This is a genomic window from Actinoplanes cyaneus, assembly GCF_016862095.1.
Lineage (GTDB): Bacteria > Actinomycetota > Actinomycetes > Mycobacteriales > Micromonosporaceae > Actinoplanes > Actinoplanes cyaneus.
Genome location: NZ_BOMH01000020.1, coordinates 62,328 through 83,979 on the forward strand (window position 1 = coordinate 62,328; position 21,652 = coordinate 83,979).

Sequence of the window (21,652 nt, forward strand, 5' to 3'; positions counted from 1 at the left end):
GGCCCGTTCCTGACGGCTCGACATTCACGTACGTTGATGGGAGCGCTCCCGTTTCCCCGTCAACGGAGGTAGATCCCCATGCATCGACGTGTGCTGGCCGTCCCCGCCAGCGTCTGTGCACTCCTCGCCGGCTTTCTCGCCGTCACCGCCACCAGGGCCGACGCGGCGGCCGGCTGTTCCGTGCGGTACACCGTGAGCAGTCAGTGGCCGGGTGGCTTCGGAGCCACGGTCGACGTCACGAACCTCGGCGATCCGCTGACCTCGTGGTCGCTGGCGTTCACGTTCCCCGGCGGCCAGACGATCACGCAGCTCTGGAACGGCTCGTTCACCCAGTCCGGCGCGACCGTCACCGTCCGCAACGCCGCCTGGAACGGCGCCGTCTCCACCGGCGGCACCGCCTCGTTCGGCCTCAACGGCTCGTGGACCGGGACGAATCCGGTGCCGACCGGGTTCGCGCTGAACGGCGTGACCTGCAACGGCGGCACCACGAACCCGTCACCGTCGGTGTCGGGCCCCGCGCCGTCGAGCCCGTCACCGTCGGCATCCGGTCCTGCGCCGTCCAGCCCGGCACCGTCACCCTCGGCGAGCTCGAGTTCGCCGCCGGCCACGCGGAAGACCAAGATCATGGCGCTCGGTGACTCGATCACCGGCTCGCCCGGCTGCTGGCGCGCGCTGCTCTGGCAGAAACTTCCCGCCGACCGGGTCGACTTCGTCGGAACCCTGCCCGGGCAGGGCTGCGGCTTCGACTACGACGGCGAGAACGAGGGGCACGGTGGATACCTGGTAACCAACGTCGCGAATCAGAACCTGCTGGTCGGCTGGCTCGCCGCGACCGGCCCGGACGTCGTGCTCATGCACTTCGGCACCAACGACGTCTGGAGCAACCTGCCGGCCTCGACGATCCTGGCGGCCTACACCACGCTCGTCGGCCAGATGCGCGCCGCCAACCCGGCCATGAAGATCCTGGTCGCACAGATCATCCCGATGAATCCGTCCACGTGCGCCGAGTGCGCCCAGCGCGTGGTCAGCCTGAACGCCGCGATCCCGGCCTGGGCCGCGGGCCTGACCACTGCCGCGTCCCCGATCACGGTGGTCGACCAGTGGACCGGTTTCGACACGGCCGCCGACACCTACGACGGCGTCCACCCCAACGACGCCGGCAACGTCAAGATCGCCGACAGGTGGTACCGGCCGCTGGCCGCCGCCATCTCCTGACCCACGGCCCGGCCCGGCTCCCCGGCCGGGCCGGGCCTCCGGGCCGGGGGCATCCAGCCCGAGCGGGGCCTCCAGTCCGGGCGGGGCCTCCAGCGGCTTCCTTTCGCACCATCGGTCGATCGGGTTCCCTCATCATCGTCCCGGACGCAGGCTGGGGTCATGCGAGGCAAAGGAGCCGGGCTGCTGCAGTCCGTCGAGCGGGCGATGCGAGTTCTCGATCACGTCGCCGCCGCGGCCGGCCCGGTGCCGGCCCGGGACGTCGCCGCGGCGCTCGGACTCACCCTGCCGACGACGTACCACCTGCTCACCACCCTGGTCGAGAGCGGTTACCTGGTCCATCTCAGCGAGCTGAAGGCGTACGCCCTGGGCCACCGCGTGGACGACCTGGCGCGCGGCCTGCACCGGCAGATCGCCGCCCCGCCCGAGATCCGCCGGGTCGCCGCCGTCGTGCATCGGCAGGCGCACGCCCCGGCGTACTACGCCGCCCTGCGCAATGCCGAGATGATCGTCGCGCACGTCGACGAGTGCCCCGACCATCCGCGGGTGCCCGTCCTCGGCGTGGGCTTCCACGAGGCTCCGCACGCCACCGCGTTCGGCAAGCTGATGCTGGCGACGCTGAACCCGGCCGACCGGGAGGAGCTGCTCGACCGGCACGGCACGCCCGCGGTCACCCCGGCCACCGTCACCGACCGCTCCCAGCTGCTGCGCCAGCTCCACCAGGTCCGCGGCGCGGGGCTTGCGGTCGAGGTCAACGAGTTCCAGCCCGACCTGAGCTGCCTCGCCGCGCCGGTCAACGACGCGGCCGGCCGGTTCGTCGGCGCGGTCGCGGTGTCGCTGCCCACGCCACGCTTGCGCGCCGACCGCCGTACCGTCGAAAGGGTCGTCCGCCTCGGCGGGGTCCGGGCCAGCCGCGCGATGGCCCTGCGCAGGGCCCTGCACACCGGCAGCGCCAGCCCGCTCTGAGCCCTCCGAGCCGGCCACCCCGCGGGGGCGGCAGTGGCGCGGCGTCTCGGCAACGACGCCGCGCCGGCTCGGTCCGCCTCGACCGGTCATGCTTCTCCGCTCAAGCCGTGCTCCGCGTTTCGGCCGGATGAAGAACATGGTCCGTTCTCCGCGGACTCTGCAAGGAGGACGGTTCATGGTGGAAGCGCCCGTTCAGACTGTGACAACGACTCAGGTCGGGTCCTGCCGATCACCGGGGCTGCGGCGTGTCCCGGTGATCGGCAGTGATCGGCAGGACACGGGTCAATCCGGCTGCCGGACGAGCACGGCCGGGGCCGGAGAGACCGGGGCGTCGGCCGCCGGGTCCTGACGGGTCAGCCGGCTGGGCCACCACATCCACCGGCCGATGTCCAGGTTCAGTGCGGTGACCAGCACCGACCGCACGACCAGCGTGTCCAGCAGCACGCCGAACGCGACGGCGAACCCGATCTCCGCGAACGCGACCAGCGGCAGGCTGCCGAGCGCCGCGAACGTGCCGGCCAGCACGATGCCGGCCGAGGTGATCACGCCCCCGGTGGCGGCCAGGCCGATCAGCGCGCCGCGGCGGGTGCCGTGCTCGCGGGCCTCCTCACGGACCCGGGTCATCAGGAAGATGTTGTAGTCGATGCCGAGCGCGACCAGGAACACGAAGACGAACAGCGGGAACGCGGTGTCCTCCCCGGCGAAGCCGAAGACGTGCCGGAAGACCAGGGTGCTGACCCCCAGGGCGGCCGCGAACGAGAGCACCACGGTCGCCATCAGGATCACCGGGGCGACCAGCGAGCGCAGCAGCACCGCCAGGATGACCAGCACGACCAGCAGGACGAGCGGGATGATCAGCCGGTTGTCGTGCTTGTTCGCCTCGTTGATGTCGTAGGTCATCGCGGTGGTCCCGCCGACCTTGGCGCCGGTGTCGCGCAGCGCCTCCCGGACGGCGAGGACGGTGTCCTCGGCGGCCTGGCTGTCCGGCGCTGAAGTGAGTGTCCCCTCGAACTCGACCAGGCCGTTCTTGACCACCGGGTCGCCGACGGCGCTGATGCCGGGCACCGCGGCGAGCGTCGTCCCCACCTGGTCCCGCCGGGCCGCGTCGGCGATCACCACGACCGGGTCGCCCTGACCCGCCGGGAAGTGCCGGCCCAGCACCTCGAGGCCGGCGACCGACGGCTGCTCGCTGGTGAACGAGTCCTTCTGGCTCAGCCCGTTCGCGTTGAGCTGGAGCAGGCCGAGCGCCATCACGCCGAGCGCGGCGGCGGTGCCGATCCAGACGATGCGCGGCCGGCGGGCGATCCGGGCGCCCATCCGGGCCCAGATACCGGTCGCCGTCGGCTCGGCGGTGCCGTACCGCGGGCGGACCGGCCAGAACAGCCAGCGGCCGCAGATCACCAGCAGGGCCGGGAGCAGGGTCATCATGGCCAGCAGGCCGACCACGACGCCGAGCGCGGCGACCGGGCCGAGCCCTCTGGTCGAGTTGACCTCGGCGAGCGTCAGGCAGCCCATGCCGATCGCCACGGTTGCGGCGCTGGCGATGATCGCCGGGCCGGCCCGGTGCAGGGCGAAGATCATCGCCTCGTGCCGGTCGGCGTGCCGGCGCAACTCCTCCCGATAGCGCGCGACGAGCAGCAGGGCGTAGTCGGTGCCGGCGCCGAACACCAGCACGGTCAGGATGCCGGCGCTCTGCGCGTTCACCACCAGGCCGGCGTTCTTGGCGAGCAGGTAGATCACGGCTTGAGCGGTGATCAGCGCGAACCCGGCGGTGACGATCGGCAGCAGCCACAGGACCGGACTGCGGTAGGTGACGAGCAGGATGATCGCGACCACGATGAGCGTGGTGTAGAGCAGCGTGCCGTCGATGCCCTCGAACGCGCTGGCGGAGTCGGCCGCGACCCCGGCCGGGCCGGTCAGGTAGATGCCGAGGCCGTTCTCGCCCGTACCGGAGATGGCTTTGATGTCGGCGACGGAGCCGGCGATCTTGTCCCAGCCGTCCGCGTCGACCTTGATCGGCGCGATGACCTGCAACGCGGCCTTGTCCCCGGCGGGCACCGGGCCGATGACCTGACCGGTCACCCCCGGCACCGCGGCGATCGCCCTGGCATCGGCGACGGCTTTCTCCTGGTCGGCCGGGGTGACCCCGCCGGCCCGCTCGTAGACCAGGATGGCCGGCACGATGTCGTCCGGCTGGAACTGTTTCTGCAGGTCGGCGACCTGAGTGGCCTCGGCGTCGCCGGGCAGCCAGGAGGCGTTGTCGTTCTTCTCGACGTCGCCGAGCTTGCCGGCCAGCGGAAACGCGAAGACCAGCACCACCGCCCACAGTGCCACCACGATCCATTTCGCGCGGCGGCCGCAGACCAGCTGGCCGAAGTAACCCGTTGTCATCGCTTCCCCCCGAGAGACTTGGACGGGCGGAGCGTATTCGCGGAGAGAGATCGAGATTAACCCGCGCGATGGCAGATCAGGGATTACTCAGGGTAGGTCTACGCCCACCGGCTTACGCAGGCCCATGTCCAGTACGGACGGCGGCGTACGTCCGCCAAGGGGCATAATCGTCCAGGTGACCAATTGGGAGTATGCGCGGTTGGAGTACCGCGCGGCGGGCACGCTCGGCACCGACAGGTTCATGGACTGGACCGCGACGTTCCATCATCCGGGCGGAGTCCTGCGGTGGGGCACCGACGAGCGCTTCGATGACTTGCGCCATCTGAACCGGGCGGGGGCGGCGGGCTGGCAGGCCTACGACCGCGCGGTCATCCACGTGAAGGACGAGCCGCACCGGCTGAGCAGCGTCACCTATTCCATGCGCCGCCCGATCCCCACCGACGGCATCTCTGGCTAACCTTTACCGGTGGGCAAGGAGACCGGGACCAAACTGATCGCCTCGAACAAGAAGGCGCGTCACGACTACGCGATTCTGAAGACGTACGAGGCGGGCCTGGTGCTGGCCGGCACCGAGGTGAAGTCGTTGCGCCTGGGCCGCGCGTCGCTGGTCGACGCGTTCGCCCAGGAGCACGAGGGCGAGATCATGCTGTACGGGCTGCACATCGCGGAGTACGGGTTCGGCAGCTGGACCAACCACGCCCCGCGGCGTACCCGGAAACTGCTCCTGCACAAGGTCGAGATCATCAAGATCTTGAACACGCTGCGGGACGGTTCCGGGCTGACCCTGGTGCCGCTCTCGATGTACTTCAAGGACGGCTGGGTCAAGGTCGAGCTGGGGATCGCCCGCGGCCTCAAGTCCTGGGACAAGCGTCAGGTGCTGGCCGAGCGGGACGCCAAGAAGGAGATCGCCAAGGAGATGGGCCGGCGACTCAAGGGACGCCGATAGTCCGTACCGGGAGAAGAAGGAAGCCAGGACCGGCGGGACCGGCCCTGGCTTCTCTCATCCGGGATCACTGTTCTCATCCGGGATCACTGTGCGAGCTTGTGGTCCTTGCAGAGAGCCAGGAACTTGTCGGTGCAGATGTCCGCTGCCTTGACCGCGCCGGTCGCCACGACGTCCTTGTAGATGTTGTCAGCGGTGACCGAGATCGGCGGCAGCAGGAGGGACGGGATGTAGGCGCCGGACTCCGGGTCCTTCACCTTCCCCATCTGCGCGGTCTGCTTCTGGCCCTTGACGAGCTGGATGGCCAGGTCCGCGGCCGCGTCCGCCTCGGTCTTCGTGTTCTTGAAGACGGTCATGCACTGGTCACCGGCGAGGATGTTCTGCAGCCCCTCGACCGTGGCGTCCTGCCCGGTGACCGGGACCTTGCCGTTCAGCGGCGGCTTGGCGGTCTTCATCACCGAGATCGCCGCGGCGCCGAGACCGTCGTTGGCGGAGAGCACTCCCGCGATGTTCGGCCACTGCTGCAGCATCTGGGTGAAGATCTTCGCGCCCTCCTTGTTGTCCCACGCCGGGACGAACTGGTCAGGACCCTTGGTGTAGGCGCCGCTGTCGAACTTCGGCTGCAGCACGCTGTCGTAGCCGGCCTTGAACAGGGTGGCGTTGTTGTCGGTGGGCGAGCCGTTCAGCTCGGCGATCACCGGCGCCGGCTTGGCCGGCAGGTTCTTCGCGTCCAAGCACTTGATCAAGCCCTCGGCCTGCTTGCGGCCGACCAGCTCGTTGTCGAAGCTGACGTAGAAGTCGGCGCCGCCGTTGAGCGTCAGCCGGTCGTAGTCGATCACCGGCACCTTGCGGGACCTCGCGAGGTCGATCACCCACTTGCCGCTGCCCGAGTCCAGGTTCGCGATGATCAGGACCTTGACGCCGCTGTCGAGCATCGCCTTCGCGATGCCCTTGAACTGCTCCGCGTCGCCCTGGGCGTTCTGGATCTCGACCGGCACGTTCGCCCGCTTGAAGGCGGCTTTCAGGTACGTCGGGTCGTCCTTGCTCCATCGGGTGGAGCTCTGGGTGTCCGGCATGACCACGCCGACGCCGTTGCGGCCCTCGCCCGAGGAACTCGCTGTCGAGCTGAAGGTGTCGTTGCTGCCGCTGGTGTCACCGTCGCCCGAGCCGCCGTCACACGCCGTGAGCGTGACCGACGTCATCAGCCCGGCAGCGGCCAGTCCGATCAGTGCCTTGCGCATGGCAGAAGAAGTCCTCTCAGGGGTGGATCCCGACGTGCGTGGGGGGTGCCGGGAAGCCCGCCAAGTATCGGCTACTGCGCCTCGGCCGCAACATCGGGTGGAGACCTGAGTGCAAGATTATTCACTTCGCCCCCTGTCACGGGCAAGCCATCACGGAACGTATCGACAGGTTCCTGTTTCCGGAACTGTTTGCACAACACGGCGGCCCGCCTCCACGAGCCGCCGGAAATGCCTGGTCAGACCAGCTTTCGCCGAATCCACCACAGGGCGAGAAGGGACAGCAGGGTGGTGAGCGCGACCAGGAGCCCGAACTCGCGCCACTGCACGGTCCAGAACTTCGCGCCGGGAACGTACGTCATCCGGACCTGAAGATTCTGGCTCTTCAGCCACTCCTGACAGGTCTCGAAGCCAGCCCGGGGACCACACTTGGTGAGATCCGCCGGACCGACGAACGACTTTCCGTCCGCGCCCAGCACCGTGTTCTGCAGAACCCACGCGCCGTTGATCGACGACTGGACCCGCAGATGCATCTCGCCGGTCTCGACGTTCATCCCGATCCCGTCCAGGTCGTCGACGTTCAGCGCGGCCGCGGTACTGATCGGCTGGGCCAGCCAGGGGCGGACGACCAGCGGCGCCGCGACCTGCAGACCGGCGACCACCATCAGGGTCACCGCCATCGCCACCACGGTTCGGCGCAGCACCAAGCCGAGGGTCACCCCGATGACGAACCCGGCCGCGGCGTAGCCCACCGGCACGAGACCACGGCCCGGGAAGATCAGCGGCGTGATCCGGTTGCCGGCGGCCTGGTCGATCAGGTGCGCCCACCGGGTCAGCAGCAGGCTGAGCAGACCGACGCCGGCCACCACCGCGGCGGCGCCCAGCCCGAGCTTGGCCAGCAGCCACCGCCCACGGCTCACCGACTGGCTGAAGATCATCCGGTAGGTCCCGGACTCCAGCTCACGAGCCACCGTCGGCGCGCCCCAGAACACTCCGACCAGGGCCGGGACCAGGAACAACGCGGCGATCGTGCCCACGTAGACCAGGCGGGAAGCGGTTTCCTGCAGCGCGTCCAGGAACGTTTCCGCGGCAGCGGCGCACGCGGTCCCGGCGCAACCGGCATAGCCACTGCTCGACGCCAGGCCGCTCACCTCGCCCCAGGAGATCAGGACGGCGGCGAGAACGAGCACGAGCAGAGCCGCCCCGGTGATCACCTGGACCCGGAACTGCCGCCAGGTGAGCCAGATCATCGCTGCCCCTCCAGCACTCGCTCGCGGCCCGCGCCGCCCGCTGCCCCCGCCATGTACGCCAGCACGATGTCCTCCAGATCCAGCCGGTTCACCTGCCACGACGGGTCGTCGATCGGCGCGGTGCTGCGCACCACCAGCGTCGACTGGACGTCGGTGTGACTCTCCTCGATCACGTCCCAGCCGGACCCCTCGCCGACCGGTCGCCGCGGGCCGACCAGCCGGTGGTGGCCGGCCAGCATCTCGTCGACGTCGCCGGCGATCTGCACCCGCGAGCCGACCAGCACGATCATGTGGTCACAGACCCGCTCCAGGTCGGCGACCAGGTGCGAGGACATGATCACGCTCATCCCGCTCTCCGCGGTGAGCTCCATCAGGCCCTGCAGGAACGTGCGCCGGGCCAGCGGGTCCAGCGCGGCCACCGGCTCGTCGAGCAGCAGCAGCTCCGGACGCTTGGCGGCGGCGACGGTCAGGGCGAGCTGGGCCCGCTGGCCGCCGGAGAGCTTCCCGGCCCGCTGCGCCGGGTCCAGGCCGACCTGGGCGATCCGCCGCTCGGCGAGCGTGGCGTCCCAGGACGGGTTCAGGTGGGCGCCCAGCCTCAGGTGCTCGGCGACGGTCAGGCCGCCGTAGACCGGCGTGTCCTGCGCGACGAAACCGACCCGCGGCGAGCCGCTGGCCGGCCGCTCACCGAGCGTCTCGATCCGCCCCGCGGTCGGATCGAGGAGCCCGCAGGCGAGCTGCAGCAGCGTGGACTTGCCGGCGCCGTTCGGGCCTACCAGGCCGACCACGTGACCGGCCGGGACGTCGAGGGTGCAGCGGTCGAGGGCGGTGCGGCGGCCGTACCGCTTGGTCAGTTGCTCGGTGCGTAGTGCGCTAGTCATGTCCGCGCCTCCGAAAAGCTCCGAAAAGTACTGAGAAAGAGGGCCTCGATGCTCTCGTTGTCCAGGCCGGCCTCCCGGGCCCCGGCGAGCCAGTCCTGCAGGCTCGCGCGCAGCGGCTCGTGCGTGCTCAGTGAGCCCAGCGTCTTGGTGACGAACGTGCCGACGCCGGGGCGGGCGGTGACCAGCCCCTCGTACTCCAGCTCGCGGTACGCCTTGGAGACCGTGTTCGGGTTGATCGCGAGGCGCGCGACCACCTCCTTGACGGTGGGCAGCTTGTCGCCCTCCCGCAGCACCCCGAGCCGCAGCGCGTGCCGCACCTGCTGGATCAGCTGCATGTACGGCGCCACCCCGGACCGCGCGTCCAGGTGGAACTCGATCACGTCACCACCACCATTCCACTAGTTTCCTAGTACATTAGCGACATGAGTCCATCCTGGAAAGAGGGTTGTCCACAGGCAGATGAAGGACATGGCCCGGCCGGCGGCGGCCATGGCAGGCTGGAGGGCATGAGCATCGCCGTGACCGAACATCTCGGGCCGTGGACCGAGGAGGACTACCTAGCCCTTGGCGAGACCCCTGACCGCATCGAGCTCTTCGACGGGAGCCTGCTGGTGAGCCCGGCACCGACCATGCGCCATCAGCACATCGCCCGCCGCCTGGCCAGCCTGCTGGACCCAGGTGCCGACAACGCCGGATTCTGGGTCTTCGAGGCGATCAACGTACGGCTGCAAGCGAACCGGATCTTCATCCCGGATGTCGTGGTCACGCCGGAGCAGGATGGCGCCCAGGTGGAGGCCGGGCAGGTCGTGCTGGTCGCCGAAGTGGTCTCCCCGGGCAACGCGGGGAACGACCGAGTTCTGAAGATGGCGCTCTACGCCGCCGCTCGGATCGAGTGGTATCTGCTGATCGAGCCCGACAAGGAGTCGATCACGGTGCGGCTGTTCCGGATCCAAGGAGACCACTACGCCGAGCACGCCGTGGCCGAGCACGGGGAACGGCTGGTCGCCACCGAGCCGTTCCCCTTCGAGCTGGACGCCGACGCGCTGCTGCGTCGCCGCTGAGTTACCAGTTCACCGCGTTACCAGTTCACGGCGATGTACTTGGACTCCAGGTACTCCAGGAGACCCTCGTGACCGCCCTCCCGGCCGATGCCGCTCTGCTTCACCCCGCCGAACGGGGCCGCCGGGTCGCTGACCAGGCCACGATTCAGGCCGACCATGCCGGCCTCGATCTTCTCGCTGACCCGCAGCCCGCGCGCCAGGTCGCCGGTGTAGACGTAGGCCACCAGGCCGTACTCGGTGTCGTTGGCCAGCCGGACCCCCTCGTCCTCCCCGGTGAACGTGACGATCGGCGCGACCGGGCCGAAGATCTCCTCACGCAGGATCGCCGAGTCCGCCGCGACGCCGGTGAGCACGGTCGGCGGGTAGTAGAAGCCCGGGCCGTCCGGCCGGCTGCCGCCGGTGACCGCTGACGCGCCGGCCTCCAGGGCGCCCTTGACCAGCGCGTCGACCTTCGCCACGGTGTCCTCGTTGACCAGCGGGCCGACCTGCGTCTTCTCCTCCGTGCCGGGGCCCACGACCAGGGCCGACATGCGCTGGGCGAGCCGCCGGGCGAACTCGTCGGCGATGCCCGCCTCGACGAAGAACCGGTTCGCCGCCGTGCACGCCTCGCCGCCGTTGCGCATCTTCGCCAGCATCGCGCCCTCGATCGCGGCGTCCAGGTCGGCGTCCGCGAAGACCAGGAACGGGGCGTTGCCGCCGAGCTCCATCGACGTGTTCACCACGTTCTCGGCGGCCTGGGCCAGCAGGATCCTCCCGACCTCGGTGGAGCCGGTGAACGACAGCTTGCGGACCCGGGAGTCGCGCAGCATCGCCGAGACGACCTTGCCCGAGCTGCGGGACGGCAGCACGTTCACCACCCCCTCGGGCACGCCGGCCTCGGCCAGGATCGCGGCCATCGCGAGCGCGGTCAGCGGCGTGTCGCTGGCCGGTTTGAGGACCACGGTGCAGCCGGCCGCCAGCGCCGGGCCGATCTTGCGGGTGGCCATGGCGGCCGGGAAGTTCCACGGGGTGACCAGCACACACACGCCGACCGGCTGGCGGGTGACGAGGATCCGGTTGGTGCCGCCGGGCGCGGACGTCAGGTTGCCGTCGACGCGCACGGCCTCCTCGGCGAACCAGCGGAAGAACTCGGCCGCGTACGTCACCTCGCCCTTCGCGTCGACGAACGCCTTCCCGTTCTCCAGGCTGATCAGCTTGGCCAGGTCCGCCGCCCGCTCGGTCATCAGCTCGAACGCCTTGCGGAGCGCCTCACCGCGTACGCGCGGAGGGGTCGCGGCCCACCCGGGGCCCGCCGCGGCCGCCGCGTCCACCGCGAGGATCGCGTCCGCCTCACCGCCGTCCGCGACCGAGGCGATGGTGTCCCCGGTCGCCGGGTCGAGCACGTCGAACCGGTTCCCCGAGGACGCGGCCACCCACTTGCCGCCGATGAAAAGTTCGGTCTCCACTGAAGCTCCTCCAACAAGGTCCGGTTACGCCCCAGCATTCTCCGGATCGGCGGCCGCCGCCACGCTTCACGGATTGGCTACCGCGCCGACCCGTGCCGGCGTCTAGCGTGAGCTGGGTGATCGTGGGATTTCTGGGGCTGGGCGTGATGGGCCGGCCGATGGCGCTCAACCTGGCCCGTGCCGGGACGGAGCTGGTCGTGTGGAACCGGTCGGCCGCGGCCGCCGACGCTCTGCGCGAGGCCGGCGCCGAGGTGGCCGCCGACGTCGGCGAGCTGTTCCGGAGAGCGGACGTCGTCCTGATGATGCTCGCGAACGACAAGGTCGCGGACGAGGTGCTCGGGCGGGACGGCGACGGCTTCGCCCGGATGGTCGCCGGGCGGACGCTGGTGCACATGGGAACGACCGCGCCGGCCTGGTCGCGAGGGCTGGCCGAGCAGGTGCGCGACGCCGGCGGCCGCTACGTCGAGGCGCCGGTCTCCGGGTCGCGGGTGCCGGCCGAGAACGCCGAGCTGGTCGCGATGCTCGCCGGTGCGGACGCGGACGTGGAACGGGTCACGGCGGTGGTGCGCCCGATGTGCCGGGAGGTCGTCCGGTGCGGGCCGGTCCCGAACGGGCTGCTGATGAAGCTGTCCGTCAACACGTTCCTGATCAGCCTGGTCACCGGGCTGGCCGAGGCGTTCCACTTCGCGGCGCGGCACGACCTGGACCGCGGGACGCTGCTGTCCGCGCTGGACGCGGGGCCGATGGCCAGCCCGGTCTCCCGGATCAAGGGACGCAAGCTGCTCGACCGGGACTTCGGCGTGCAGGCGTCGATCCGGGACGTGCTCTACAACAACCAGCTGATCGTCGAGGCCGCCGAGGCCGCCGGCATCCCGTCACCGCTGCTGGACACGTGCCTGGAGCTCTACGCGGAGACCGCGTCGGCCGGGCACGGGGGTGAGGACATGGCCGCGGTCATCCGGGCGCTCGAATCCCGCTGAGAACGGGCGTGCTCACCACGTACCGAATCGGGAACTTGATCTCAGGATCTCGCCGAGGGACGGGGGCTCGAGGCTGTCGGAGAGCGCCGGGAAGTCCGATGGATGGACCCAGGCGTGCCCCTGCAACTCGGCCTTCTCGTAGGGCAGGAGACCGTCGCGGCCGATCGGCGGGGCGGAGCCCGGGTAGGCGGCGGCGAAGAACTGCTCGGGGCCGACCATGCGACGGCCCTTCCAGATCGTGTCCCGGTCGACGACGACGAAATGCGGGTCGATGGCGTCCGGGTCGAGGCCGGTCTCCTCGGTCAGCTCGCGGCGGGCCGCCTCCAGCGGGGTCTCGCCGGGGTCGATGCCACCACCCGGCGGCTCCCAGAGTCGATGGCCGTCGATCGGGTCGCGCCAGTTCAGCAGCAGCACGCGGCCGTCGGCGTCGACGCAGATGATCCGGACCGCTGGGCGAACGACCGACTCCATGACCGCCCAGTCTAGGCACAGCCTAAGCTGGGCGGAGTGGCGAAGTACTTCGACGTGCACCCGGACAATCCGCAGCCGCGGACCATCTCCCAGATCGTGCAGCTGATCCGGGAGGACGGGCTGATCGCCTATCCGACCGACTCGTGCTTCGGGCTCGGCTGCCGGATGGGCAACAAGGACGGGCTCGACCGGATCCGCAGCATCCGGCATCTCGACGACAAGCACCATTTCACCCTGATGTGTCACGACTTCGCCCAGCTCGGGCAGTTCGTGCAGATCAACAACGCGCTGTTCCGGGCGGTGAAGGCGAGCACCCCGGGCCCCTACACGTTCATCCTGCCCGCCACCAAAGAGGTCCCGCGGCGCCTTCTGCACCCCAAGAAGAAGACGGTCGGCGTACGGATCACCGCGCACACCACCGCACAGGCCATCCTCGCCGAGCTGGGCGAGCCGCTGGTCACCAGCACGCTGCTGCTGCCCGGCGAGGTGGAGCCCATGACCCAGGCCTGGGAGATCAAGGAAGCCCTGGACCACGCGGTCGACGCGGTGGTCGAGGGCGAGTGCGGCACCGAGCCGACCACCGTCGTGGACCTGTCCGAGGGTGTTCCGGAGATCCTGCGGGTGGGTGCGGGCGACCCGGGCCGGTTCAGCGACTGACCTCCCCGGAATCTCAACCGAGCAGGATGAGCGGCACCGCGGAGGCCAGCGCGAGCATGCCGGCGTCGTTCGGGTGCAGGTGGTCACCGCAGTCGTAACCGGGCCACAGCCGGTCCCGGCTCGTGCCGTCGCGGACCGCGGCGTCGAAGTCGACGACCGCGTCGAACTCGCCGCTCTCCCGGAGCCAGCGGTTCAGCGTGGCGCGGACCGCGAGGTGGCCGTCCCGGTCGTGCACGCTGCCGCCGAACGGGAGGACCGTGCCGCCCACCACGGTGAGCCCGGCCGCGTGACCGCGTCTGATCAGCTGACGATGTCCCGCTATCAACGCGTCCGCGCTCGCGCCGTGACCGATGTCGTTCACCCCGATCAGCGTGATCACCTGGGAGACGCCGGGCTGGCCCAGCACGTCGTGGGCGAAGCGGCGCAGCCCGGCCGGCCCCTGGTCGAGCTCGCGCCCGTTCCCGCGGGAACGGGCGGCCGGCGCCGGCCGGCCCGGGCCGGCGAGCAGCTGGTTGCCGCCGATGCCGGCGTTCAGCACGCCGACCGGCAGCCCACCGGCGCGGGCCCGGGCGGCCAGCAGGTCCGGCCACCGGCGGTTGGCGCCGCGCGTGGTGTTCGACCCGCAGGTGATCGAGTCACCGAACGCGACCACCGTGGAGCCCCGCCGCCGGGTCCGCACGCTGACCCCGGCGAGCAGCACGTACCGGCTCAGGTCGGCACCGCCGGACGGGAACGGCGCGGCCGCCAGGTTGCCGCGCAGCAGCTGGTTGCGCTGGAACGCCTGCGGGCCGACAGTGCCGGCCGGGGTGCGCTCCGGCAGGTGGAAACTGATCACCAGGTCGGCGCCGGCGGCGAGCGGCAGATCCGGGATCGGGTCGCTGACCCGGTGCTGCCCGCCGGGGAGCCGGACGCCGGTACGCCCGCCGAACGTGACCGGCCGGATGGTGTCGGGCCACATCGCGCAGCTGTCCGGGTCGCCCGCCCGCAGGCCGGCCCAGACCTCGCCGACGCGTACGTCCTCGGTGCCGTAGTCGTTGGACAGCCGGATCCGGGGAGCGTCCCCGCCGAGGCTGAGATGCACGACCTGGCGGACGGTGCAGTCCGCGTCGAACTCGGCCGGCGTCGCGGTCGCCGCGGTGGCCCAGGTGCCGGTCCACGGCGTCCCGGCGCGGGCCGGGCGCGGCCGGCCGGCGTTGCCCGGCGTGGCGATCAGCGCCGCGGCGCCCACGCCGCCGAAGAGCAGGGCGCGCCGCGTGGCGGCGCGCCCCAGGTCGGTGAGGTGCGGTTTCAGCGAGATAACCGCAACGTAGGAAACGGTGCGGACACCGTCAAGAACTTGGCGGGAAGCCGACCCGGGGGTGTGACAACCGCACTCCCCCGGGCCGGTCTCGATCAGCCTGTCGAACAGCTGAGGTTCTGCACGGTGGCCGGGGCCGTGCCGGAACCGAGGAACCCGAACGAGGTGTGGTTACCGGCCGCGATGGAGCCGTTCCACGCCTCGTTGGTCGCGGTGACCAGCGAGCCGCTGCTGGTGGCCTTGGCGCTCCAGGCGCTGGCCAGCTTCTGACTGCCCGGCCAGGTCCAGGAGACGTTCCAGCCGTTCACCGCTGTGGTGCCGGCGTGCACCATGATCTCGCCCTGGAACCCACCGGACCAGGTCGAGGTGATGTTGTACATGGCGGTGCAGCCGGTGCCGGGGTTCCCGCCGGGGGTCGACGTGGACGGCGACGGGCCGGCCGACACCGACGCCGACGGGCTGGCCGGAGCGGACGGGCTCGGCGAGGTCGGCGTGCCGCCGACCCCGGTGACCTCGCCGTTGCCGCCGTCGAAGACGACGTCGGAGCAGCCGTAGAAGGTCTCCGTGCTGTCCGACCGGGACCAGACCGAGTAGATCAGGTGCTTGCCGGTCTTGCCGGACGGCAGCTTCCCGGTCCAGTAGTAGTGCCCGTCGTCGGTGCCCGGCCCGCCGTTGGCCGGCGGGTTGGTCACCTGGTCGAACGGCGTCGGCTCGAGGTCGCTCCAGGCGAGCGGCTTGGTCGGGTCGTAGCCGTCCTTGGTGATGTACAGGTAGAACGTGCCGGGGTGCTTGGCCCAGTCGTTGTAGCGGAACTGGACGCTCGCGCCGGCGGTCAGGTGGGTCTGCGGCCAGTCGTTGCGGGCCAGGTTGAAGCCGGTGAAGTTGTACGGCCCACCCGTCCCGCCACTGCACAGCTGGCCGTCCGGGATGAAGCCGCTGACCCGGCCGGCCCCGTCGGAGCGGAGCACGGCGAACCAGTTGTAGAGCGAGGTGGTGCCGCTCTGCGCGACCGCCGCGGCACAGGCCGGGTTCTTCGGCTCGATCGCGCCGGTGCTCGGGTTACGGCCGTCCTGGTAGCAGAGCCAGGTCCGGCTGCCAGGCACCTGCAGCGCACCGTGCGCCTGTGCCGCGCCCGGCAGGGCGAGGATTCCCGCGGCGGTGGCGAGGGCCAGCGCCGCGACGATACGGACAATTCTCATGCGGGTCACCCGTTCGGGAACAACCGGGCGAAGTCGGCGTAGCCGGTGGCGACGTCGACCTGGGCCCAGAACCGGTGGTAGTTGAAGGTCGGTGCGGCTCCGCCGTCCAAGTACGCCTGGACCTTCGGGAAGTCCGGGTCGTTCTTGTAGAAGGAGCGGATGTCGAGGAACGACACCCCGGGCTTGATCACGTCACCGTTCGGCATCTTGCCGGTCCAGCCGTTGGGGATGTAGATGCCCTGACCGGTGGTGGCGTTGTACGTGTCGTCCATGCGGTTGTAGTCGGCGCGGGTCTCGGTGACCGACACGCCCTTCGCGTCCTTGTGCGTCCAGATCGCGTCGAGCAGGTTCTTGGCCGCCGTCTTCGCCGTCGCGTTGCCGGACTTCGCGGCGTAGTAGGTCAGCAGCTTGGCGAACGAGCCCGCCACGCCCAGGTCGGTGCCCTTGGTCTTCACCGTGACGTGCAGGTTGGTGTTGGCGGCCGGGCTGGAGGCGTTCCAGGTGGCCGGCGCGCCGGACCAGGTCAGGTCGGACGGGATCTCGAAGCTGCTGGCGGTGATCGTGGAGTTCGCCAGGGCCCAGGTCACCCACTTGTCCAGCACCGTCTTGGCCTTGGCATCCCCGGTCGTGTAGTAGTACTCGGCCAGGCGCTCCAGCGACCAGGTCTGCATGCCGAACCACTGGTTGGACGGCGGGTCGGCGTAGACCGGCGCCTCGACGTACGACAGCCCGTAGAAGGTCGGCGTGCCGGCCGGCGGCGCCGAGTAGTTGCCGTTCCAGCTGTTCGTCGCGCCACCGGCGATGGCACCCTCACTGGACTGCAGCCACTGGTAGAACTCGAGCTGCCGGCTCAGGCTGGACTGCCAGTCGGCCTTGCCCGTCGCCGACTTCGGCGTGAGCGCGGCGGTGCTGGACAGCGCGTACGCCGCCATCGGGTTCTGGTAGCCGAAGTGGCTGGTGCTCGAGCCGATCCGCCACGCCCAGCCGGCGCTGGTGTCGTAGGCGCCGCCCCAGGCGTAGTACCAGGACATCAGGTTGTTGGAGCTGTTCTTGCCGGTGCCCGGCGCGCAGGCCGTCGAGGTGCAGCCGGGCTGCTTGAAGTACTTGTCGTAGAACGAGTACCGCAGGTAGTCGCCCATCTTGGCGGCGTTCGCCACGGTGGTGGAGATCTGCGACTGCTTGCCCTGGGCGGTGGCCCACTGGTTGGCCCAGTAGGCGACCTGAACGGCCCGGGCGTCGGCGTCCGGGGCGTTGGTGTACTTCCACTGCTTGGCGTAGGACGTGTCCTTGGTGAACAGGTCCAGGTAGCCGTTGGGGCCGCCGTGCTTGAACGTGTCGCAGGCCGGCTGCGGGACGGTCTCGAAGGTCGACTCCTGCTGGCCACGCTGGAACGTGTTGATGTACGTGACCCGGCTGGTCCCGTCACCGCAGTGGCCGAAGCCGTAGACGTTGTCGACGTCCATCAGCCAGTGCATGCCGTAGATGTCGTCGGTGTTGTACGTGCTCTTCAGCTCCGCCGCCAGCGGATCCGTCCCGACCGACACGCTGCTGTCCAGCTGCGACGGGTACTGCGAGGGCAACGGGTACTCGGCCGCGTACGTGGCCGGCTTCGCCGGGTTGTAGTTCGCGTTCGTCGGCTGGTCCGCGTGCGACGGGATGATGTACTTCTCCATCGCGGCCCAGGCGCTGTTGAACGGCGCCCAGTCCCCGCTGACCTGACCGTGCTCGGCCTCCAGCCACAGCCAGTAGCTGAACGCCTCACTGGTCGTCTCGTGCCCGTGGTCGGGCGCCTCGTCGATCAGCGTCTCGATCGAGTGGTAGGGCACGCCCTCCTGGCTGAAGTAGCCGTTGGCCGGGCTCTTGATGTCGTTGTACATCTGGGTGAACCGGGCGTCGACGGCGCCCGGCTTGACCACTGTCACCGCGACGCTCGCGGCGGTGTAACCGGTGGCGGTGGCCGCGATCGTGGCGGTGTCGCCGGCCGCGGCCGAGCTGGCCGCCGCGACGGTCACGGCCTGGCCGGTGCTCCAGTTCGACGGGGTGAACGTGAGCGTGGCCGGGGTGACGGTGACGTTGGTGCTGCCGGTGCTGCGGGCCACCGCGACGGTGACGTTCGCGGTGGGCGCCGCGTTCAGCGCCACCTTGAACGACCCGCTCGCGCCGGGCTCCAGGGTCGCCGACGTGGCGTCCGCGACGATCGCCGGGGTGGTCGAGGCGTCCACGAAGACCGGCACGTCGGCGGTGTTGCTCTTGGTGCCGGCGTTGTCGTAGGCGATGGCCTGCAGGTGATAGGCCGCCGCCTGGGAGGGGACACCGCTCCAGGTGTACGCGTACGGAGCTGACGTGTCGGTGCCCAGCAGCAGCCCGTCGTGGTAGAACTCGACCTTCGCGATGCTCTGCCCGCTCGCCGCCGTGGCCGTGGCCGCGATCGGGATGGAGGCCGGAGCGGTGTAGCGGGTGTTCGCGGCCGGGCTGCTGATCGCCACGGTCGGCGCGGCGGTCACCCCGTTGCAGGGCTGCCCGTTGAGCGTGAACGCGGTCGGCACCGGGTTGGCCGAGCCGAACGTCCCGTTGAACCCGGTGCTGGTGGAGGCGCCGGTGCCGAGCGTGCCGTTCCACGACGCGTTGGTCACGGTGACGTGCTTGCCGCTCTGCGCGTAGGTGCCGCTCCAGCCCTGAGTCACCTTCTGGGCGGCGTCCGGGAAGTCGTACTCCAGCTTCCAGGACGTCAGCGGGTCACCGGAGTTGGTGATGGCGATGTCGCCGGTGAAACCACCGGTCCACTGGCTCTGGACCTTGTACACGACGGCGCAACCGGCGGCGGCATAGGCGGGCGGGCCGCCCGCGGCGAAGGCCGCGCCGGCGCCGAGGACGGCGACGCCGAGGACGGCCAGCCTGCGTCGCAGGCGCCCTCTGAAAAACCGGGACTGTCTCACGGAGTGTCCTCCTAGGGGACTCGGGAGCAGGAGACGGGAGACGGGATGGGGTTGGTGGTGCCGGTGGTGCTGCCGAGGAACCCGAAGGTCGTGGATGCCCCGGACGCGAGGGCGCCGTTGTAGGACGCGTTGGCGACGGTCACCGCCGTGCCGGACTGGGTGGTGGTGCCGCCCCAGGTCTGGGTGACGGTCTGGCCGCCGGTCCAGGCCCACTTGACGGTCCAGCCGGTGGTGGCCGTACCGCCGTTGTTGGTGACCGTGACCTCGCCCTGGAAGCCGCCGGACCACGAGCCGGTGACCTTGTAGGCCGCCGTGCAGCCGGTGCCCGTGGAAGGCGACGCCGACGGGGAGACCGAAGCCGAGACCGAGGCCGAGGGTGAGGCCGTCGTGGAGACGGACGCCGAGGTGGAGGGCACCGGGCCGGTCCGGTCGGCGTAGAGGATGCCGCGGCCGTTGGTGCCCAGGTAGACGCGCCCCCAGATGCGCGGATCGCCGGCCAGTGCGTCGCCGGCGTTGCCGTACCGGTGCTTGTCGTCGTTGATCCGCAGCCAGGTGGAACCGGTGTCGTCGGAGCGGAACACCCCGTCGACACCGTCGACCGTGCCGACCAGGAACACCGCCGGGTGGGTCGCGCCCGGTGCCGCCTTGCCGAAGGCGACGTTCACGGCTTCGGTGACCGTCGGCGACACCGACGAGAAGGTCTTGCCGGAGTCGGTGGAGCGGAACAGCCCCGTGCTGCCGGCCACCCAGACCTCACCGGCGATGCCCGGGACCGCCTTCAGGTGCAGGCGCCCGGTCGCCGGCAGGGCCACGGACTGCGCGGTGAACGTCGCGCCGCCGTCAGTGCTGGTGTAGAACTTGCCACCGGCGTACGCGTAGAAGGTCCTGGGGTCGACCCGGTCGGATTCGACGATCGCCCCGGCCGGGATCCCGGTGCTGGCCGTCCAGGTGCTGCCGCGGGTGGTGGAGTAGTGGACGCCGATGCCGCCCGGTGACCACACGACGTTGTTCGCGTCGGCGCCGGCCGCGACGGTCCCGCCGCCGGTCACGCCGGACGGTTCCTGCCCCTGGTACCAGGTCTTGCCGCCGTCGTTGGAGATCCCGAGGTGGGGTGCGGCGTCGGCGTTTCCCGCCCGCACGAAGAAGCTGGGGCTGAGCTCGGCGAAGTCGAGGCTGGTGTTGCTGCCCAGGCTCGGGGTGTCGTGGAAGTTGGCAGGCACCGTGTCGAGGCCGGCGTGGTAGAAGCCGCCGATGTCACCGAGCGCGCTGACCAGCGGTGCGCCGCTGGGCGGGCTGGCCAGGTCGAGGACCGCGGTCTCCTCGATCCCCTTGGCGACCGGCTTGATCGTGATCGTGCCGCCGGAGTCCCACTTGGTCAGGTCGGTGGTGCCGTAGAGGGTGGCGCCGGTGCCGTAGAGCATCCGGTTCGAGTCGAACGGGTCGATCGCGAGGGACTCGTTCATCCAGCCGAGCTTCGGGCTCTCCTCGGGCGGCTGCACGGTGCTGTTGAAGTCCAGCCACGGGTTGGCGGAGATGTCGAGCGTGTAGCGCTTGGAGCGGCTGGGATAGCTGGTCCAGTCCCAGGCGCGGGTCCAGGTGGCGCCGTAGTCGGTGCTGCGGAAGAAGATCGCGTCCGGCCACCAGGAGATCTGGGTGGCGACCATCAGGGTGCCGGGGTGCAGCGTGTCGACGGTCAGCCCGGAGTAGCCGTAGTAACGGTCGGCGACCGGCGTGGGCGAGATGTCCGTCCAGACGCCGGTGGACGTGTCCAGGCGATGGACCTGGCCGGCCGCGCCGTCGTAGGGACCGCCGGTGTCACTGGTGGCGATATAGAGGTACTTGCCCTGGATCACGCCCTTGTGAGCAAGGTAGCCGGTCGGCTGGCCGGCCACCCGCTCCCAGGTCGCCCCGGAGTCGATCGAACGGTAGATCGGGTTCTCCTTGTCGGCGACACCGACGTAGATCTGGGAGCCGCTGAAGGTGACCCAGGTCAAGCCCTGGTTCTGGTTCAGGTAGCCGTTCGCGTCGCCGGGGTCCTGGACGTAGTTCCCGGCGTTGGGGAAGTTCCCGACCTTGCCCCAGGTCGCGCCGTAGTCGGTGCTGCGCCAGAGTCCGTTGCCGCCCTCGGCCGCGAAGTAGACGTTCTTGTGGTTCGCCGGGTCGACGGCGAGGCGCTCCCCCATGCCCCGGCCCGGCATGTTGCCGCCGACCTTGAACGGCAGGTTCGTCTGCTGCCAGGTGTCGCCCCTGTCGGTGGAGCGCAGGATCGCGCCGTTGTTCGGGTCCCAGCTGTTCGTGTACATCCCGACCGCGGCGTAGACACGGTTCGTCTCGACCGGGTCCGGCGCGATGCTGAGCACGCCGTTGTGACCCCAGTCGTCCTGACCGACCCAGTCGAGCAGCGGCGTCCAGCTCTGGCTCGCCTGGCTCCAGCGATAGGCGCCGCCGATGTCGGTGCGGGCGTAGATCAGGTTCCGCTCGCCCGGGTTGAAGACGACACCGGGAACGAAGCCGCCCCCGTCGATCCGGACGTTCTTCCAGGCGTACGGGTCGACGGCCGCGGCGGTGGCGGACAGCGGCGCGGTGGTGACGACGGCGACGGCGGTGGCGGCGACCACCAGGGCGGCGATCAGGGCACCGCCGGGGGACCTTCTCATAGGGCGTTACCTTCCATTGACGTACATGAAGGTGGGAGCGCTCCCAAAGCGTCTGTCCCCGTCATCTCTGT

Annotated in this window: 18 protein-coding genes; 7 read left to right on the forward strand and 11 right to left on the reverse strand. The window is 70.3% G+C overall.

The window, feature by feature from the left end; genetic code table 11:
• Positions 1-78: 78 nt before the first annotated feature.
• On the forward strand, positions 79-1,215 hold the full coding sequence (locus Acy02nite_RS14600; RefSeq protein WP_203740855.1) for a cellulose binding domain-containing protein: 1,137 nt from the start codon (positions 79-81) through the stop codon (positions 1,213-1,215).
• Between the two features lie 159 nt (positions 1,216-1,374).
• Entirely contained in the window at positions 1,375-2,178 is an 804-nt protein-coding gene (locus Acy02nite_RS14605; RefSeq protein WP_203740856.1) for an IclR family transcriptional regulator, read from the forward strand.
• 282 nt (positions 2,179-2,460) lie between these two features.
• Here Acy02nite_RS14605 and Acy02nite_RS14610 read toward each other — a convergent pair whose 3' ends face one another.
• A complete protein-coding gene (locus Acy02nite_RS14610) occupies positions 2,461-4,569 on the reverse strand; it encodes an MMPL family transporter (RefSeq protein ID WP_203740857.1) in 2,109 nt (702 codons plus the stop codon).
• 175 nt (positions 4,570-4,744) lie between these two features.
• On the opposite strand from Acy02nite_RS14610, the gene Acy02nite_RS14615 reads away from it, so the two are divergent.
• Together Acy02nite_RS14615 and smpB are read left to right on the forward strand one after the other, a co-directional pair.
• The gene (locus Acy02nite_RS14615; protein ID WP_203740858.1) at positions 4,745-5,026 is read left to right on the forward strand and encodes a hypothetical protein; all 282 of its coding nucleotides are present in this window, start codon (positions 4,745-4,747) and stop codon (positions 5,024-5,026) included.
• Between the two features lie 9 nt (positions 5,027-5,035).
• Entirely contained in the window at positions 5,036-5,515 is a 480-nt protein-coding gene (gene smpB / locus Acy02nite_RS14620) for an SsrA-binding protein SmpB (protein WP_203740860.1), read from the forward strand.
• A gap of 83 nt (positions 5,516-5,598) precedes the next feature.
• Here the strand turns inward: smpB and Acy02nite_RS14625 are convergent, their stop codons facing one another.
• The 4 genes from Acy02nite_RS14625 to Acy02nite_RS14640 form a co-directional block, all read right to left on the reverse strand.
• Complete coding sequence (locus Acy02nite_RS14625; RefSeq protein WP_203740862.1) at positions 5,599-6,753, reverse strand: sugar ABC transporter substrate-binding protein; 1,155 nt, start codon at positions 6,751-6,753, stop codon at positions 5,599-5,601.
• A gap of 236 nt (positions 6,754-6,989) precedes the next feature.
• Positions 6,990-8,000, reverse strand: coding sequence for an ABC-2 membrane transporter-related protein (locus Acy02nite_RS14630; RefSeq protein WP_203740864.1), 1,011 nt, complete (start codon positions 7,998-8,000; stop codon positions 6,990-6,992).
• Positions 7,997-8,878 (reverse strand): ABC transporter ATP-binding protein, encoded by an 882-nt coding sequence (locus Acy02nite_RS14635; protein WP_203740866.1) that lies wholly within the window; start codon positions 8,876-8,878, stop codon positions 7,997-7,999. Before Acy02nite_RS14635 ends, Acy02nite_RS14630 begins: the two co-directional genes overlap by 4 nt.
• A complete protein-coding gene (locus Acy02nite_RS14640; RefSeq protein WP_203740868.1) occupies positions 8,875-9,258 on the reverse strand; it encodes a GntR family transcriptional regulator in 384 nt (127 codons plus the stop codon). Before Acy02nite_RS14640 ends, Acy02nite_RS14635 begins: the two co-directional genes overlap by 4 nt.
• A gap of 126 nt (positions 9,259-9,384) precedes the next feature.
• Here Acy02nite_RS14640 and Acy02nite_RS14645 point away from each other — a divergent pair, with 126 nt between their 5' ends.
• Positions 9,385-9,939 carry a Uma2 family endonuclease gene (locus tag Acy02nite_RS14645; protein ID WP_203740870.1) on the forward strand — a complete coding sequence of 185 codons (555 nt, stop codon included), beginning with the start codon at positions 9,385-9,387 and terminating at the stop codon, positions 9,937-9,939.
• Between the two features lie 17 nt (positions 9,940-9,956).
• Here the strand turns inward: Acy02nite_RS14645 and Acy02nite_RS14650 are convergent, their stop codons facing one another.
• The gene (locus Acy02nite_RS14650; RefSeq protein WP_203740871.1) at positions 9,957-11,384 is read right to left on the reverse strand and encodes an NAD-dependent succinate-semialdehyde dehydrogenase; all 1,428 of its coding nucleotides are present in this window, start codon (positions 11,382-11,384) and stop codon (positions 9,957-9,959) included.
• On the opposite strand from Acy02nite_RS14650, the gene Acy02nite_RS14655 reads away from it, so the two are divergent.
• A complete protein-coding gene (locus tag Acy02nite_RS14655; RefSeq protein WP_264653271.1) occupies positions 11,384-12,364 on the forward strand; it encodes an NAD(P)-dependent oxidoreductase in 981 nt (326 codons plus the stop codon). The two genes, Acy02nite_RS14650 and Acy02nite_RS14655, sit on opposite strands and share 1 nt — an antisense overlap.
• 12 nt (positions 12,365-12,376) lie before the next feature.
• Here the strand turns inward: Acy02nite_RS14655 and Acy02nite_RS14660 are convergent, their stop codons facing one another.
• The gene (locus tag Acy02nite_RS14660; RefSeq protein ID WP_203740876.1) at positions 12,377-12,835 is read right to left on the reverse strand and encodes an NUDIX hydrolase; all 459 of its coding nucleotides are present in this window, start codon (positions 12,833-12,835) and stop codon (positions 12,377-12,379) included.
• 36 nt (positions 12,836-12,871) lie between these two features.
• Here Acy02nite_RS14660 and Acy02nite_RS14665 point away from each other — a divergent pair, with 36 nt between their 5' ends.
• Positions 12,872-13,492 carry an L-threonylcarbamoyladenylate synthase gene (locus Acy02nite_RS14665; RefSeq protein WP_203740878.1) on the forward strand — a complete coding sequence of 207 codons (621 nt, stop codon included), beginning with the start codon at positions 12,872-12,874 and terminating at the stop codon, positions 13,490-13,492.
• A gap of 13 nt (positions 13,493-13,505) precedes the next feature.
• Here Acy02nite_RS14665 and Acy02nite_RS14670 read toward each other — a convergent pair whose 3' ends face one another.
• The 4 genes from Acy02nite_RS14670 to Acy02nite_RS14685 all read right to left on the reverse strand — a co-directional run bounded on the left by Acy02nite_RS14670 (position 13,506) and on the right by Acy02nite_RS14685 (position 21,581).
• The gene (locus Acy02nite_RS14670) at positions 13,506-14,720 is read right to left on the reverse strand and encodes an SGNH/GDSL hydrolase family protein (RefSeq protein WP_239174796.1); all 1,215 of its coding nucleotides are present in this window, start codon (positions 14,718-14,720) and stop codon (positions 13,506-13,508) included.
• A 164-nt stretch (positions 14,721-14,884) separates the two neighbouring features.
• Positions 14,885-15,988, reverse strand: coding sequence for a lytic polysaccharide monooxygenase auxiliary activity family 9 protein (locus tag Acy02nite_RS14675; RefSeq protein WP_203740880.1), 1,104 nt, complete (start codon positions 15,986-15,988; stop codon positions 14,885-14,887).
• Between the two features lie 5 nt (positions 15,989-15,993).
• Positions 15,994-18,924 carry a glycoside hydrolase family 48 protein gene (locus Acy02nite_RS14680; RefSeq protein ID WP_239174798.1) on the reverse strand — a complete coding sequence of 977 codons (2,931 nt, stop codon included), beginning with the start codon at positions 18,922-18,924 and terminating at the stop codon, positions 15,994-15,996.
• An 11-nt stretch (positions 18,925-18,935) separates the two neighbouring features.
• Complete coding sequence (locus Acy02nite_RS14685) at positions 18,936-21,581, reverse strand: cellulose binding domain-containing protein (RefSeq protein WP_203740882.1); 2,646 nt, start codon at positions 21,579-21,581, stop codon at positions 18,936-18,938.
• Between the last annotated feature and the right edge of the window lie 71 nt (positions 21,582-21,652).

Bases quoted from the DNA above. Each gene is read 5' to 3' on its own strand.
- Acy02nite_RS14630 (WP_203740864.1), bottom strand. From the start codon at position 8,000: ATGATCTGGCTCACCTGGCGGCAGTTCCGGGTCCAGGTGATCACCGGG.
- Acy02nite_RS14685 (WP_203740882.1), bottom strand. From the start codon at position 21,581: ATGAGAAGGTCCCCCGGCGGTGCCCTGATCGCCGCCCTGGTGGTCGCC.
- Acy02nite_RS14605 (WP_203740856.1), top strand. From the start codon at position 1,375: ATGCGAGGCAAAGGAGCCGGGCTGCTGCAGTCCGTCGAGCGGGCGATG.
- Acy02nite_RS14625 (WP_203740862.1), bottom strand. From the start codon at position 6,753: ATGCGCAAGGCACTGATCGGACTGGCCGCTGCCGGGCTGATGACGTCG.
- Acy02nite_RS14600 (WP_203740855.1), top strand. From the start codon at position 79: ATGCATCGACGTGTGCTGGCCGTCCCCGCCAGCGTCTGTGCACTCCTC.
- Acy02nite_RS14610 (WP_203740857.1), bottom strand. From the start codon at position 4,569: ATGACAACGGGTTACTTCGGCCAGCTGGTCTGCGGCCGCCGCGCGAAA.
- Acy02nite_RS14645 (WP_203740870.1), top strand. From the start codon at position 9,385: ATGAGCATCGCCGTGACCGAACATCTCGGGCCGTGGACCGAGGAGGAC.
- Acy02nite_RS14660 (WP_203740876.1), bottom strand. From the start codon at position 12,835: ATGGAGTCGGTCGTTCGCCCAGCGGTCCGGATCATCTGCGTCGACGCC.
- Acy02nite_RS14675 (WP_203740880.1), bottom strand. From the start codon at position 15,988: ATGAGAATTGTCCGTATCGTCGCGGCGCTGGCCCTCGCCACCGCCGCG.
- Acy02nite_RS14635 (WP_203740866.1), bottom strand. From the start codon at position 8,878: ATGACTAGCGCACTACGCACCGAGCAACTGACCAAGCGGTACGGCCGC.